This is a genomic window from Corynebacterium sp. HMSC072D12 (genome assembly GCF_001813925.1).
Classification (GTDB): domain Bacteria; phylum Actinomycetota; class Actinomycetes; order Mycobacteriales; family Mycobacteriaceae; genus Corynebacterium; species Corynebacterium aurimucosum.
This window is the reverse complement of sequence record NZ_KV814416.1, coordinates 82,609-96,858: the sequence shown is the minus strand read 5'-3', so window position 1 is coordinate 96,858 and position 14,250 is coordinate 82,609. Positions and strand designations below refer to the sequence as shown.

Annotated in this window: 10 protein-coding genes; 5 read left to right on the top strand and 5 right to left on the bottom strand. The window is 61.8% G+C overall.

What is annotated here, in order from left to right:
- Window positions 1–126: 126 nt before the first annotated feature.
- A complete protein-coding gene (locus HMPREF2943_RS10850; RefSeq protein ID WP_070645523.1) occupies window positions 127–1,494 on the bottom strand; it encodes a dipeptidase in 1,368 nt (455 codons plus the stop codon).
- Between the two features lie 96 nt (window positions 1,495–1,590).
- Between HMPREF2943_RS10850 and HMPREF2943_RS10845 the strand changes: the two genes are divergently transcribed.
- The 4 genes from HMPREF2943_RS10845 to ppk2 all read left to right on the top strand — a co-directional run bounded on the left by HMPREF2943_RS10845 (window position 1,591) and on the right by ppk2 (window position 7,625).
- On the top strand, window positions 1,591–3,564 hold the full coding sequence (locus HMPREF2943_RS10845) for an OPT family oligopeptide transporter (protein WP_070711584.1): 1,974 nt from the start codon (window positions 1,591–1,593) through the stop codon (window positions 3,562–3,564).
- A 307-nt stretch (window positions 3,565–3,871) separates the two neighbouring features.
- Complete coding sequence (gene groL, locus HMPREF2943_RS10840) at window positions 3,872–5,518, top strand: chaperonin GroEL (protein WP_070445838.1); 1,647 nt, start codon at window positions 3,872–3,874, stop codon at window positions 5,516–5,518.
- 465 nt (window positions 5,519–5,983) lie between these two features.
- On the top strand, window positions 5,984–6,166 hold the full coding sequence (locus HMPREF2943_RS10835; RefSeq protein ID WP_070711583.1) for a PorH family porin: 183 nt from the start codon (window positions 5,984–5,986) through the stop codon (window positions 6,164–6,166).
- Window positions 6,167–6,725: 559 nt separating this feature from the next.
- On the top strand, window positions 6,726–7,625 hold the full coding sequence (ppk2, locus tag HMPREF2943_RS10830) for a polyphosphate kinase 2 (protein WP_070711582.1): 900 nt from the start codon (window positions 6,726–6,728) through the stop codon (window positions 7,623–7,625).
- An 82-nt stretch (window positions 7,626–7,707) separates the two neighbouring features.
- Here the strand turns inward: ppk2 and HMPREF2943_RS10825 are convergent, their stop codons facing one another.
- From HMPREF2943_RS10825 to HMPREF2943_RS10815, 3 genes are all read right to left on the bottom strand, one after another.
- Window positions 7,708–11,619 (bottom strand): Pls/PosA family non-ribosomal peptide synthetase, encoded by a 3,912-nt coding sequence (locus HMPREF2943_RS10825; protein ID WP_210399738.1) that lies wholly within the window; start codon window positions 11,617–11,619, stop codon window positions 7,708–7,710.
- A 75-nt stretch (window positions 11,620–11,694) separates the two neighbouring features.
- Window positions 11,695–12,171, bottom strand: coding sequence for a MarR family winged helix-turn-helix transcriptional regulator (locus HMPREF2943_RS10820; RefSeq protein WP_070445848.1), 477 nt, complete (start codon window positions 12,169–12,171; stop codon window positions 11,695–11,697).
- A gap of 54 nt (window positions 12,172–12,225) precedes the next feature.
- The gene (locus tag HMPREF2943_RS10815; RefSeq protein ID WP_070711733.1) at window positions 12,226–12,525 is read right to left on the bottom strand and encodes a rhodanese-like domain-containing protein; all 300 of its coding nucleotides are present in this window, start codon (window positions 12,523–12,525) and stop codon (window positions 12,226–12,228) included.
- Between the two features lie 91 nt (window positions 12,526–12,616).
- Between HMPREF2943_RS10815 and HMPREF2943_RS10810 the strand changes: the two genes are divergently transcribed.
- Complete coding sequence (locus HMPREF2943_RS10810) at window positions 12,617–13,429, top strand: endonuclease domain-containing protein (protein ID WP_070564135.1); 813 nt, start codon at window positions 12,617–12,619, stop codon at window positions 13,427–13,429.
- 162 nt (window positions 13,430–13,591) lie between these two features.
- Here HMPREF2943_RS10810 and HMPREF2943_RS10805 read toward each other — a convergent pair whose 3' ends face one another.
- Complete coding sequence (locus HMPREF2943_RS10805) at window positions 13,592–14,248, bottom strand: LuxR C-terminal-related transcriptional regulator (protein ID WP_070645531.1); 657 nt, start codon at window positions 14,246–14,248, stop codon at window positions 13,592–13,594.
- Between the last annotated feature and the right edge of the window lie 2 nt (window positions 14,249–14,250).

Sequence of the window (14,250 nt, the reverse complement as noted above, 5' to 3'; positions counted from 1 at the left end):
ACATTTTCGTTTCATACAGTTATATATGCGTCTCCTGTTGGCGTTCCGCCACCTCGCCAACCGCCTAGCTCAGGAGAAGAGAGACCAACGCCCGGCGCATCCTGTGGCTGGGCGTTGGTCTGGAGCCTAGGCGAAGCGCTGGAGGAAGAGCGCTTCAGCGATGGCGATCTTTTCAATTTCGCTCGGGTCGACCGACTCATTGGCGGAGTGGATGGTGCACTGCGGCTCCTCGACGCCAAAGAGCGCGATCTCGGCATTCGGGTGCTTCTCCTGCAGCTCCACGGTCAGCGGGATGGATCCGCCCATGCCCTGGGTGATGGTCTCGGCCCCGAAAGCCTCGCCGAGGCACTCGCCGAGCAGAGCCACGGCGGGCTTTGCCGGATCGGTTTCGAATCCCAGGTTGGCCTCCAGGATGGTGACCTCGATGTGTGCGCCCCACGGGACGTGCTTCTTCAGGTGCTCGGCCACGGCCTCCGCGGTGGCGCGGGGATCCATGGTGGCGGGGGTGCGCAGGTTGATATTGGCCTCAGCGGTAGCGGGCACGGCGTTGACGGCCTCGGCCACCGGGGTGGAGGTAAAGCCGGTGACGGTAATCGCCGGGCGGGCCCAAATCATATCCGCGATGGCGGTGGCACCGGCCGGGTCCTTCGCGCCCATGACCTCGGTGCCCTCAAGCATCTGCGCGTCGGCGCGGAAGTTTTCCTCGCTGTAGGCGGTGTCCTGACCCTCGGCCAGCGGCCAGGTGCCCTCGCAATCGACGCCGTCGATAGTCGTGCGGCCATACTCATCCGTCAGGGAATCCAGCGCGCGCATGAGCGCCTTGACGGCGTCGGGAGCCGCGCCGCCGAACTGGCCGGAGTGCACAGCCGAGTGGAGGGTGGAGACCTTGACGTTGATCTGCGAGCCGCCGCGCAGGGAGGTCGTCAGCGTCGGCACACCCACCTTGGCGTTGCCAGCATCGGCGATGAGGATCGCATCGGCCGCGAAGAGCTCCGGGCGCTCCTCGATGAGCGCGGACAGGCCCTCGCCGCCGCGTTCCTCAGAACCCTCAATAAGCACGGTGAGGTTGAGGTCGGTTCCACCGTGAGCGTCGAGCGCACGCAGCGCCGCCAGGTGCATAGCGACGTTGCCCTTGCAGTCCGCGGCGCCGCGGCCGTACCAGCGGCCATCGCGCTCGGTCAGCGTGAAGGGATCGGAGCCCCAGGCCTCCGGGTTGCCGGCGGGCACGACATCATAGTGCGAGTAGAGCAGCACCGTCTTCGCGCCTTCCTTGCCGGGGCGCTTGGCGACGATCGCCGTGGAACCATCAGCGGTGGTGATGGCTTCGGGGGTGAAGCCGACGTCGACAAGCGCGGCGTGAACCCACTCCGCTGCCTTCGCGGTCTGCTCCTCTAGACCCGGCTCGTTGTGGACGGAATTGAAGGAGACGAGCTCCTTGAGCTGCTGGAAAATGGTATCTCGGTCGTTGCTGACAAACTCAGAAATCTTGGTCATGCCCTCCAACCTACTCGTATCCCCGAATCGGTCTATCGACAAGTAGGGAGTAATATATCCCGGGTTCTAGTAACTATTCCTTAGAAAGGACCTGACATGGCGACGACGACCGCCGAAGGTTCCCAGTCCACGCTCCGCGAGCTCACGCTGCGCGGCATTATTATCGGTGGACTTATCACTCTGATCTTTACTGCCGCCAACGTGTATCTCGGCCTTAAAGTAGGCCTGACATTTGCCACGTCCATTCCTGCCGCCGTGATTTCCATGGCGGTGCTGCGCCGCTTTGCCGGGCACAACGTCAAAGAGAACAACATTGTGCAGACCATCGCGTCGGCAGCCGGTACCTTGTCCGCCATCATCTTCGTGCTCCCAGGCCTGGTGATGGTGGGCTACTGGCAGGGCTTTTCCTTCATCGATACCGCCGCGGTGTGCGCCATCGGTGGTGTGCTCGGCGTGATGTACTCCATCCCGCTCCGCCGCGCGCTGGTGACGGGCTCGGACCTGCCCTACCCGGAGGGTGTGGCCGCGGCCGAGGTCCTCAAGGTGGGCGATAGCTCCGGTGAGGACGGCGAAGCCGTCCACGAGGAAAACGCGAAGGGCCTGCGCGTCATTGTCTTTGGCGGTATCCTCTCCGCGTTTATGGCTTTACTGGCAGCAATGAAGGCGGCTGCCTCTGAGGTGGCCACCTACTTCAAATTCGGCTCAGGTGCGACGACGCTAGGCACCTCCCTCTCGCTGGCGCTGGTCGGCGTGGGCCACCTCGTGGGCCTGGCCGTCGGTATCGCCATGCTCGTCGGCGTGGTTATTTCCTACCTCATCCTGCTGCCCATCCTCACCGGTGGTGAGGGTCTGGGAGATCCGGCCGCCATCATGGAGACCGTCGATACGGTCTTCTCCGATAGGATCCGCTTCATCGGCGTGGGCACCATGGCCATCGCGGCCGTGTGGACGCTGGTTAAGATTACGGGCCCGATTGTCAAGGGCATGGCTGAGTCCTTCGCCTCCTCCCGCAACCGCAAGGATGGCCAGCAAGTGGCAGTGGAGGAGCGCGATATTCCAGCGCCCTATGTCATTGGCACCATCTTGGTCCTGATGATTCCGATTGGACTTTTGCTGTGGAACTTCGTGCGCGGTACCGATATTCACGATCACATGGCCGTCCTGATCACGGTCTCCGTGCTCTTTACCTTGCTGGTGGGCCTCGTTATCGCTTCGGTGTGCGGCTACATGGCTGGCCTGATTGGTGCCTCTAACTCGCCGATTTCCTCTATTGGCATCATCGCGGTCATCGCCGCGGCGCTGCTGATTGCCGCCGTGACCCGCGGTACGGATGCGGAGCCGCTCTCGCTGGTGGCCTACACGCTGTTTACCGCGGCCATTGTCTTCGGCATTGCGACTATTTCCAATGACAACCTGCAGGACCTCAAGACTGGTCAGCTGGTCGGCGCGACGCCGTGGAAGCAGCAGGTAGCACTCATCATCGGTGTCCTTTTCGGTTCCCTGGTGATTCCGCCGATTCTGCAGGTCATGCTCACCGGCTTTGGCTTCCAGGGCATGGAGGGCGCTGGCGAGGATGCACTGGCTGCACCGCAGGCCGCACTGATGTCCTCGGTGGCCTCCGGTATTTTCGATAACTCCCTGCCGTGGGATCTCATCGGTCTGGGCGCGGCAATTGGTGCCGTCATCATCATCGTGGACGAGTGCCTGCGCTACTTCACCGACAAGTACTCTCTGTCGCCGCTGGCCGTGGGCATGGGCATGTACCTGCCGGCAGCCATCACCGTTGTGGTGCCGATCGGTGCTTTCCTGGGTTACTTCTACAATCGTTGGGCAGCCCGCCAGTCCAAGCCGGATTTTGTCAAGCGCATGGGTACGCTGCTGGCTACTGGCCTCATCGTGGGAGAGTCCCTCTTCGGCGTGGTCAACGCGGGTATCATCGCGGCCTCGGCCGGCGAGTCCCCGCTGGAGATCTTCGAGGGCGGGACGGCAGCCAAGTTCGTTGGCGTCATTCTCTTTGTTGGCGGTATTGCTGCGGCCTACAAGTGGACAGCGAAGAAGGCTGCGTCTTAAACGCGATAAAGGTTTCGTGTTGATGAGCGGTTCGGTTTAACGGGCGGTTCGATTTAGCGGGCAGTTTACTTTGATGGGCGGTGCTTATGCACCGCCCGTTCGCTTATAGCGTTCGTGTTGAACCTTGCAGTCGGTAGGTCTGAGTGCCAGAATGGTCGCTAGCACTTCCACATGGCAAGTGCCAGAAATAAACAAAGTCATCTATGTGGTTGGGGCTGGAGAACACTCGCCAGCCGTGCCGTCGCGGGCGTCCGTCATAGATCAGACGTGAGTGTCGTCCTCAACAAAGCTTAAGGAGCACAAACACATGGCAAAGATCATTGCCTTCGATGAAGAGGCACGTCGCGGCCTCGAGCGTGGTCTCAACACGCTGGCCGACGCCGTCAAGGTCACCCTCGGCCCCAAGGGCCGCAACGTCGTCCTGGAGAAGTCCTGGGGCGCCCCGACCATTACTAACGACGGTGTCTCCATCGCGCGCGAGATCGAGCTCGAGGACCCGTACGAGAAGATCGGCGCAGAGCTGGTCAAGGAAGTAGCCAAGAAGACTGATGACGTTGCCGGTGACGGCACCACCACCGCTACCGTTCTGGCGCAGGCTCTCGTGCGTGAGGGCCTGCGCAACGTAGCCGCTGGTTCCAACCCGATGGGCATTAAGCGTGGCATCGAGGCCGCCACCAAGAAGGTTGTTGACTCCCTGCTCTCCTCCGCTAAGGAAGTAGAGACCCAGGAAGAGATTGCCACCACTGCAGGTATCTCCGCCGCTGACCCGGCAATCGGCGAGAAGATCGCTGAGGCTATGTACACCGTGGGTAACGGCTCCGTGAACAAGGATTCCGTTATCACCGTTGAGGAGTCCAACACCTTCGGCGTTGACCTTGAGGTCACTGAAGGTATGCGCTTCGACAAGGGCTACATCTCTGGCTACTTCGCTACCGACATGGAGCGCCAGGAGGCAGTCCTCGAGGATCCGTACATCCTGCTGGTTTCCTCCAAGATCTCCAACATCAAGGACCTCGTCCCGCTGTTGGAGAAGGTCATGCAGACCGGCAAGCCGCTGCTGATTATCGCTGAGGATGTTGAGGGCGAGGCCCTGTCCACCCTCGTGGTCAACAAGATCCGCGGCACCTTCAAGTCCGTTGCTGTGAAGGCTCCGGGCTTCGGTGATCGCCGCAAGGCCACCCTGCAGGACATGGCTATCCTCACCGGCGGCCAGGTCATCTCCGAGGAGGTCGGCCTCTCCCTGGAGACCGCTGAGATCGAGTACCTCGGCCAGGCACGCAAGGTCGTTGTGACCAAGGATGAGACCACCATCGTTCAGGGTGCTGGTTCCCAGGAGCAGATCGACGGCCGTATCAAGCAGATTCGCGCCGAGATCGAGAACTCCGATTCTGATTACGACCGCGAGAAGCTGCAGGAGCGCCTGGCCAAGCTGGCTGGCGGCGTGGCAGTCCTCAAGGTTGGTGCCGCTACCGAGGTTGAGCTCAAGGAGCGTAAGCACCGCATCGAGGATGCCGTGCGCAACGCTAAGGCTGCCGTAGAGGAGGGCATCGTCGCCGGTGGTGGCGTGGCTCTGCTGCAGGCAGCCGAGGTTCTGGATTCCCTCTCGGACCTCACCGGTGACGAGGCTACTGGCGTCAAGATCGTGCGCGAGGCACTCTCTGCTCCGCTGAAGCAGATTGCTCAGAACGCTGGTCTGGAGCCGGGTGTTGTCGCTGACAAGGTTGCCTCCCTGCCGGCTGGCCAGGGACTCAACGCCGCTTCTGGCGAGTACGTGGACCTGATGGCTGCGGGCATCAACGACCCGGTGAAGGTCACCCGCTCCGCGCTGCAGAACGCTGCGTCCATCGCAGCCCTGTTCCTGACCACCGAGGCGGTTGTGGCTGATAAGCCGGAGCCGGCCGGTGCAGGCGCTGGCATGCCGGACGCTGACGCAATGGGCGGTATGGGCTTCTAGGCCTCAGCCCCCTAGCAAATTACGAGCTCCCCACGGTTGACCGTGGGGAGCTTTCTTCCTCTTGAGACACTTTTGTGTCCTTATAGCACCCCGAATAGGGGTAATTCGGGGCGCTCCTGCGAAAAATATTTCGCGAGTTTACTCTGTAAAGCAAGCCTATGAATCGTGGTTCAGGGAGCTAACGTTACGTTCTGAGGAAGATTTCTTAAGCTTTCATTTCGAGCGCTCCCTATTTCTGCAGATAGGCGCGTTGTTGCAGGCTAGGTTAATAGAAGATGAATTAATAACCTGAAAAGTGATTCTGATTTTCGGAGCGCTTTGCGCGAAAAATCACCCACGAATTCACTTGCAATGTGTCAGTGGTGTGCCAAAATAGTTCCTTGTGACGCCCGCTGAGGGTGTCTGCAAAACCGCAAACCCCCTCCGGGCAATCTCTTTACCCGGACTTCACAAGAGGAGACCACAATGGATCTTTCTTTCATCGGTGACCAGCTCGGTAACTTCGCTACCTTCGCTGACGGCATCAAGAAGCTCTTCACCGGCTTCGCTGGCGTCTTCGACGCTATCTCCGACGCTGCTCAGCAGGGTGACTCCTTCGTTGTTAAGCCGAACACCTCCGCTCTCGAGGCTCTGTCCTCCAAGAAGTAAACTAGCTTCCCTTTAGGGCAGCACTAAACACACACTTTCAATCCCAAGGAGATTTCAAATGGGTACCCTTTCTTCCTCCGGCATCATCGGCCTCCTGCTCAACATTTTCTACAACCTGGGCGACATGGCTTCCGGCGCTTCCAAGCTGATCGGCCTGCTCTAAAAAGCACGCTGCTCACGCAGTACTAAGCGCTAACCCCGCTGACCCATTTGGGCAGCGGGGTTTCCCATTTCCGAAATTCGCCGTCGGACGGATGCCTAGGACTGGGCCGCCGGACTGAGTTCGGCCAGCGCGGTGGCGTGGTACGTTTTCGCAAATAAGCCCCCGAAACCAGGCGGTTTCATGAGCTTGCGTGCGAAAACGTACCAACGTGTACGCGCGGCGGGTACGGAACGATCATTTAAGCCCCCAGATCTCGCCCGACTTTTGGGGGCACTAATTGTTAGAAACGTACATTCTGGGCGGATGCTGCCGCCCATCGGGCATACGGGGGTAAATCACGCGGCTACAACTTCTTTTATCACGCCAGATGTCTGCTTCCTAGATAGAATTAAAGGTATGGCTGACATTAAAGACGACGAACTCCCCGAGATCGACCTTGCGCAGACCGACGGCTACGTCGTCGATGACTCTGATGAAGATGATCCCTCGCTGATCATGCCGGATGGCTCGCCTGTCGAGACTTGGCGCGAGAACTACCCGTACGAGGAGCGCATGACGCGCGATGAGTACGAATCCATCAAGCGCGCCCTGCAGATTGAGCTGCTGAAATGGCAGAACTGGACGAAGGAAACCGGCCAGCGCCACATTATCCTCTTCGAGGGCCGCGATGCCGCGGGTAAGGGCGGCACCATTAAGCGTTTCAACGAGCACCTCAACCCGCGTGGTGCGCGCACCGTGGCGCTGGAGAAGCCTTCCCCGCGCGAGTCCACGTCGTGGTACTTCCAGCGCTATATTCAGCACTTCCCGTCCGGTGGTGAAATCGTTTTCTTCGACCGCTCCTGGTACAACCGCTCCGGTGTGGAGCGCGTCATGGGCTTCTGCACAGAGTCCCAGCACGCAGAGTTCCTGCGCGAGGTGCCGATGCTGGAGAACATGATTCTCGGCTCTGGCATTTCGCTGACTAAGCTATGGTTCTCCGTGACTCGCAAGGAACAGCGCACTCGCTTCGCTATTCGCCAGATTGACCCCGTCCGTCAGTGGAAGCTTTCGCCCATGGACCTAGCGTCCTTGGATAAGTGGGATGATTACACCCGCGCCAAGGAGGAGCAGTTCCGCTACACCGATACGGAAGAGTCTCCGTGGATCACCATTAAATCCAACGACAAGAAGCGTGCCCGCATCAACGCGATGCGCTACGTGCTCTCCAAGTTTGAGTACACCAACAAGGACCACGAGCTCGTTGACCAGGTGGATGACAAGATTGTCAAGCGCGGTCGCGACCAGATCGGTGACTAATCACGGCACCCCGACCGCTCATTAGCGAGTCAGGCATAAAAGGAGGCGGCAGGTAAACCTGCCGCCTCCTTTATTTTTTTATCTATTTCTTCCAGGGCTCAATCGGGTTTCCCTGCCACTCGGAGTTGCCCGGGACTTGGTCGCCACGCATCACCAAGGAGCCGGGGCCAACCGTTGCCACGCTGCCGATGACCGAGGCCGGCAGCGCCACCGAATGCGAGCCCAAGGTGGCACCAGCCTTGATGGTGACGGTATCTAGGCTCATGACGCGGTCCTGGAAGAGGTGTGTTTGCACCACGGTGCCCGGGCCGACGGAAGCGCCTTCGCCCACAAAGCACAGGTCCGTCTCTGGGAACCAGTAGGAATCGATCCAGGCGCCGCGGCCAATCGTCACGCCCAGCGCGCGCAGGCCCTGGTTGATTTCGCCCATGCCATAGGTGTGAGTAAAGAACCACGGGGCGGCCACCGCCTCCACGAAGGTGTCCTGCAGCTCGTTGAGCCACACGAAGGCGGACCACAGAGGGTGGTCGCCAGCGGTCTGCGTGCCCACGCAGATCCACTTGACCGCCACGGTGATCGCCATCGCGATGGCGCCCGCCACCATGAGGATGAGGCCGCCGAGGGCCCAGGCGGTGGCGATGCCGAGGGCGTCGGCAAGAGCGTAGAGCGATGCCAACGTGCCCGCCAGCAACATGGCCGAGGTCATCGGAGCCAGCAGGCGCATGGTTTCAATCGCACCACGCGCGGCCTTGACCCCAAAGCCCGGGTTATAGGTGAGGGATTCGCCCTCCACACCGTCCACGTGGGCCTCCACGCGGCGCATGCGCTCCGGCGGGGAACCCCACCAGTTGGCACCGGACTTGGTCTTCTTCGGCGTCGAGGAGAGCACGGCAACCAGCGAGTTCTTCGATAGTTTGCGTCCGGGTCCGGTGATGCCAGAGTTGCCCACGAAGGAACGCTTGCCCACCTTGGTCTCACCCGTGAGCATCCACCCGCCACCGAGCTCATAGCCGCCGATCATGGTGTCATCCGCCAGGAACGCACCGTCCTTGACCTCGGTGAGCTTGGGAACCATGACGGCCGTGGAAATCTCCACGTCCTTGCCAATCGTCGCGCCCAAGGAACGCAGCCACGCCGGGGTGAGCTGCGAGGCATAGATGGGGAAGAGCTGCGTGCGTGCCTCGTCCATGAGGCGCTCGATGGCCCACAGACGCCAGCCCTTGGCGGAGCGCACCGGCGCCACACCGGGCTTGATACCCAGCGAGAGGATGCGCACGCCCAGCCAGGTTTGCAGCATGAAGGTGGCAAACGCCGCCAGGGCACCGAGCGGAGCGAAGAAGATAGAGCCGACGTAAGGGGAACCATCGGTCACCGCGATGAGGGCAACGACCACGGCAGCACCCACGGCCAGCGCCACGATGGGCTGGAGGGCCAGCAGGATAGAAGTAGCGCCGTAGATGGCTACCCACCACGGGCGGCGCTTCGGGGCATGCGACGGGAAGCGATGCTTGGAGCGGCCCACCTTCTTGGCAGGCGAGCCGGACCAGCGCTGGCCGTCCTTGATCTTCTTGCGCCCAGTGACGGTGGAGCCGGCCTCGACGTGGGCATCCTTGCCCACGACGGTGCCTGGAAGCAGCGTCGAGCGCGCGCCCACGCGAGCACCTTCCTTGACCTCAATGGCACCAACGTGCAGAACATCGCCGTCGAGCCAGTAGCCGGAGAGATCGACCTCGGGCTCAATCGCGGCGTGCTTGCCCAGGGTTAGCAGACCCGTTACAGGCGGCAGCGAGTGCAGGTCCACTCCGCGGCCCATCTTCACTCCCAGCGCGCGGGCATAGTTATTGACCCACGTGGCACCTGCAATTGAGCGCGAACCGGAGGCATCCGCCCAGCGTTCCGCTGCCCAAATACGCAGGTGTGTTGAGCCACCGCGCGGATAGTCGCCGGGTTTAATCCCGGCGGTGATAAGCCGCGCGCCGAAACCGCCGATGGGGATGCGGCCGATGGGGGTGACAAAGATGACGATAAGGAGGATGACCAGCCACCATGGCGTGGTCATGGCCCACTCCACGCCCAGCAGGTTCGCCAGGTTGGAGCCCAGCAGCAGCCAGGCCAGCCACGTCGTGGCGGCCAGCGTCATCACGGGGATCTGGATGAGTGTTTGCGCGAGGCGCGTGCCGACGCCGACGGGTTTTACCTCGCGCGCGGGCCCGGCGTCCTCGACGGACTCGGCACCGGCAAGCTGCTCCGCCAGGGAACCCAGGCGCGGGTGGTCGTAGAGATCGCGCACGGCCACGGTGGGGAAGCGCTCGCGGATGCGGCCGACCAAGGTCGCCGCGGCCAGCGAGGTGCCGCCGAGGGAGAAGAAATCAGCGTTGACGTCCTCCACGGAAACACCCAGGGTGTCCACCCACAGCTCCGCCAGCCACTGCTCGGTGGGGTTGAGGCCGTCTGCCTCGACGCCCACTCCCGGCAGCGGCCACGGCAGTGCCTTCTTATCCACCTTGCCGGAGGTGCGAATCGGTAGCTCCTCCATGACGCAGATGCGCGGGACGAGCGCTGCCGGCATGGACTCCGCCAGGCGGGCGTGCGCGGCCTCGTGGTCGAAGCCGGCATCCGAGTCATCCAGGGAGACATAGCCGACGAGCACGGACTCGCCGCCCGGTGTCTTCTGCACAGCCACGGCGGAGTTGTACACGTTCGGCAACGCGGCGACGTTAGCTTCCACCTCACCGAGCTCGATGCGGCGGCCACCAATCTTGACCTGGTCATCGACGCGGCCCACAAAATACAGGCCGTCCTCTTCCAGGCGCACGTGGTCACCGGTGCGGTAGGCGCGCTCCCAGCCCAGGGACTCCAGCGGCGCGTACTTCTCCGCATCCTTCACTGGGTCCAGGTAAGCAGCCAGGCCCACACCACCGATGACGAGTTCGCCTACCTCACCGATGTTTACGGGGACGCCGTGCTTGTCGACGACCACCAGGTCCCAGCCCTTCAGCGGCAGCCCAATCGACACGGGCTTGCCCGGCAGCATGCGCTGCGCGCAGGCCACGACCGTGGCTTCGGTGGGGCCGTAGGTATTCCACATCTCGCGGTCCTCGGTGGCCAGGCGGTCCGTGAGCTCCTGGGAGCAGGCTTCGCCGCCGACGATGAGGAGGCGGATGTTGTCCAGGGCCTCGGCGGGCCAGAGGCCGGCCAAGGTCGGCACAGTGGAGACCACCGTGATGTCGCGGCGGATCAGCCAGGGACCTAAGTCCATGCCGGAGCGCACCAGGGAGCGCGGGGCCGGGACCAAGCAGGCGCCGTGGCCCCAGGCCAGCCACATTTCCTCGCAGGAGGCATCGAAGGCTACGGAGAGGCCAGCCAGGACGCGGTCCTCCGGACCGAGCGGACCGTGCGGGCTATCCACCAAAAAGAGGGCAGCCTCGGCATCAACGAAGGCGGCCGCGGAGCGGTGGCTTACGGCCACGCCCTTGGGCTTACCCGTTGAGCCGGAAGTGAAGATGATCCACGCGGTGTCTTCGGGTCGCGGTTCCTCGAAGGGGACGCCATCTCCACCGCCATCCTTTTCGTCGAACGCGGGGCGCGCCATCCGCGCCCCGCCCTCCCGCAACATGCGGAAACCTTCGTCGGTGAACACACCATCGATATCGGCTTCGCCGAAGACCATCTCGGCGCGCTCATCGGGGTCGTCGGCATCGACGGGCACGTAGGCCGCGCCGGCGGCGAGCGTGGCCAGGATAGCCAGGTAGAGCTCGCGCTTGCCCGAGGTCATGCGGATGCCGATGCGGTCGCCGCGACGCACACCGCTGGCGTAGAGTTCGGTGGCCCATGCGGAGACGTCGGCAAGCAGTTCGGCGTAGGTGAGGATTTCACCGTCGTCGAGGGCCGCGGCCTCGGGGAAGTGCTCGGCTGTGGTCTTAACGATGTCCCAGAGGGTGCGCGCCGGTGCGGCCTCATCACCAAGGAGGTAGTGCTTGGGGACCTCGGGCATTACCGGGGTCTCGGGCTCGTCTGTGTGTAGGGCATGGCGGCCCCCTGTACTGGGAAGATTATCGGGTTCCGTCATTTAAGCATCACTGCTTTCTGCATCAGCCGGTGCGTCCGCTGCGATGATGGCGGTGGCCAGTTTGCGCAGGTGCTTGAGCTGCTTGTTGGTGGACGCGTCGAGGGCTTCGTCCTCGGCCTTCGCTACCAAAACGGTGAGCTCTTTGTGCGCCTTCACGCCTTTCTTGGTGGAAGCAATGATTTGGCGGCGGCGGTCCTTGGAGTCACGCTCACGCTTAACCCAATTGCGAGACTCCAGTGAATCCAGCAGGCGCACCATGTCGGAAGCGTCAATGGCCAAGGTTTCCGATAGTGCGGACTGGGAGGACGCGGCTTCCGCAACCAGGCAGGTGAGAACCCAGTACTCGCGCAGGGTGGTCTTCTGCGTTTGTAGTGCGGCCTCGACGCCTTCGCGGGTGCGGCGGCGGAGGCGCTCCAGCTGGAAGGAGGGGGACTCTAGGAGCGAGGTGGGAATCGATACGGAGTTAAAGGTAGGCATGCCGACGATACTACGCGCCTACCGTAGCAAACTTAAATCATGGGTTATGGCCCACTAGTTTGGGTAAACCATGGGGCGGCCTTGGGCCTTCCATGCGTCCGTGCCGCCGTCGACGTTGATGACGTCCCAGCCTTTCGCGTGCTCGAGGTACTGGCAGACCTGCATGCTGCGCCCGCCTGCATGGCAGATGACGTAGATATCGCGGTCCGGGTCAATCTCGTCGAGGCGCTCTACGAGGTGTCCCATCGGAATGTGCGTGGCGCCTTGGGCATGCTCAGTGTTCCACTCGTGGCCCTCGCGGACGTCGATGAGCTGGGCGTTTTCAGGTACTTCAGTGGGTTGTACGTTCTGCATGCGCACCAGCTTACGGGGTTTTCTTGCGGGACTGGTTGGGGCACTTTACTGTGAGGAGTACGGGGTGGGGTAATCAATCGGAGGGGGCTAAATGGAGGAGATTGTCGGCCGCGCAGGCGCAGCGGCAGCGGCCAAAGGTGAGGCGATCAAAATTACGCGGGGGCTGTACCTGCCGCGTGAACCAACGGCATACGAGCTAGCGCAGGTGCTCAGCCGGCATTGGCCAGACAGTGCGTTGGACGGATATTCCGCAGCGATGGTGCTTCTTGAGCGGAAACCTGGCTTTCCACTGCAGCTCATTCGCGAAAAAGGCTTAGAGGATACGCGCTTTTATGTCGGTCGCCGTGCCCGCCCAAAGGGGGTATTCCCCTATGACGGGATAAACGTCTGCAATCCACTGCAGGCGGTGGAGGCCATAGAAGAAACGCATGCGGTGAAGTTCCTGGAAACGTTCTTGTCTGGTAGGGACGCGGAAAAGCGGCTGAAGTTGCTCTCCATGGACTTTCGGCGGTTCCCGCAACACACTCGGCGAGTGTTAGAGAAAGCAGTCATCGGTGCGGATAGTGTGCCCGAGCGGGCCCTTACTCGTGCTCTGGAGCCCTTCTTTAAAGTGCTCAACAACGCGAAAATCGGTCCCTATCGGTGGGATCTCCTTTTAGAAGAGCACAAGATTGCCATCGAGGTCGACGGCTACGCTTATCACCGCGGGGAAAACCGCCGGCAGTTCGAGCTTGACCGCCAAAAGTTGAATGATGTGGTGCATCGCGGCTATACGCCCCTCCACTTCACCGCGACCACGATTGAGCATCATCTAGACAAGGTGGTGGAGCAGGTGCGCGGGGTGGCACAAGGGACGAAACGGTATCTGGACCCGCCGTGGATGTGGCACCGGTTCTTTGTGTGAGTGTGCGAGGGGGTTTGATGTCGTTCACGGTAAATAAGGCCGAAAAATCGCGAAAATTTGGGCCTTATTTACCGTGAACGTAGTCAAGATAACGTGCTCGAGGAGTGAAAACATACAGCTGCTACCCGTGTGGAGTACGGGGTCAAAACGGCAGCGGCCGGTTTAGCGGTGCGCGGAGAGGTACTCCAAGATTGCCTTGACGCGGCGGTTGTCTTCACTGGGATCTAAACGCAGCTTGGTGAAGATATTGGAGACGTGCTTGGCCACCGCGGCGGAAGACAGGACGAGCTCGGCGGCGATGTCCTTGTTGGACTTTCCGCGCGACATCAATTCGAGCACCTCGCGCTCGCGCGGGGTGAGTTCGCCCAGTCCGCTGCGCCCTGAGCTCATTAAAGCCTGCGCCACGGTGGGATCGATGACGGTACCGCCCTGGGCCACCACGTCCAGGCTGGAGAGGAAGTCCCGCACCTCGGAGACGCGGTCTTTCAAAAGGTAGCCGGTGCCAGCATCAGGGGAGTCGAAGAGCTCCACCGCGTATGCGGGGGCTACATACTGGGAGAGCACCATGACGGGTAAGCCCGGGTAGGCATTTCTCAAGTTCACGGCGGCTTTCAAACCGTCATCGCCCATGGCCGGTGGCATGCGCACGTCCGTGATGACGATATCCGGGAGCTCATCGCGCAGCTTGTCCACCACCGCCTCGAGCGCCGGCGCAGAATCCGCCTGACCCACAATCGAATGCCCGCGGCGCTCCAGAAGGCCGGCGAGGCCCTCACGCAGAATGGCGGAATCATCCGCCACCACGATTCTCAAACTCATTT

Bases quoted from the DNA above. Each gene is read 5' to 3' on its own strand.
- HMPREF2943_RS10850 (WP_070645523.1), bottom strand. From the start codon at position 1,494: ATGACCAAGATTTCTGAGTTTGTCAGCAACGACCGAGATACCATTTTC.
- HMPREF2943_RS10845 (WP_070711584.1), top strand. From the start codon at position 1,591: ATGGCGACGACGACCGCCGAAGGTTCCCAGTCCACGCTCCGCGAGCTC.
- groL (WP_070445838.1), top strand. From the start codon at position 3,872: ATGGCAAAGATCATTGCCTTCGATGAAGAGGCACGTCGCGGCCTCGAG.
- HMPREF2943_RS10835 (WP_070711583.1), top strand. From the start codon at position 5,984: ATGGATCTTTCTTTCATCGGTGACCAGCTCGGTAACTTCGCTACCTTC.
- ppk2 (WP_070711582.1), top strand. From the start codon at position 6,726: ATGGCTGACATTAAAGACGACGAACTCCCCGAGATCGACCTTGCGCAG.
- HMPREF2943_RS10825 (WP_210399738.1), bottom strand. From the start codon at position 11,619: ATGCCCGAGGTCCCCAAGCACTACCTCCTTGGTGATGAGGCCGCACCG.
- HMPREF2943_RS10820 (WP_070445848.1), bottom strand. From the start codon at position 12,171: ATGCCTACCTTTAACTCCGTATCGATTCCCACCTCGCTCCTAGAGTCC.
- HMPREF2943_RS10815 (WP_070711733.1), bottom strand. From the start codon at position 12,525: ATGCAGAACGTACAACCCACTGAAGTACCTGAAAACGCCCAGCTCATC.
- HMPREF2943_RS10810 (WP_070564135.1), top strand. From the start codon at position 12,617: ATGGAGGAGATTGTCGGCCGCGCAGGCGCAGCGGCAGCGGCCAAAGGT.
- HMPREF2943_RS10805 (WP_070645531.1), bottom strand. From the start codon at position 14,248: ATGAGTTTGAGAATCGTGGTGGCGGATGATTCCGCCATTCTGCGTGAG.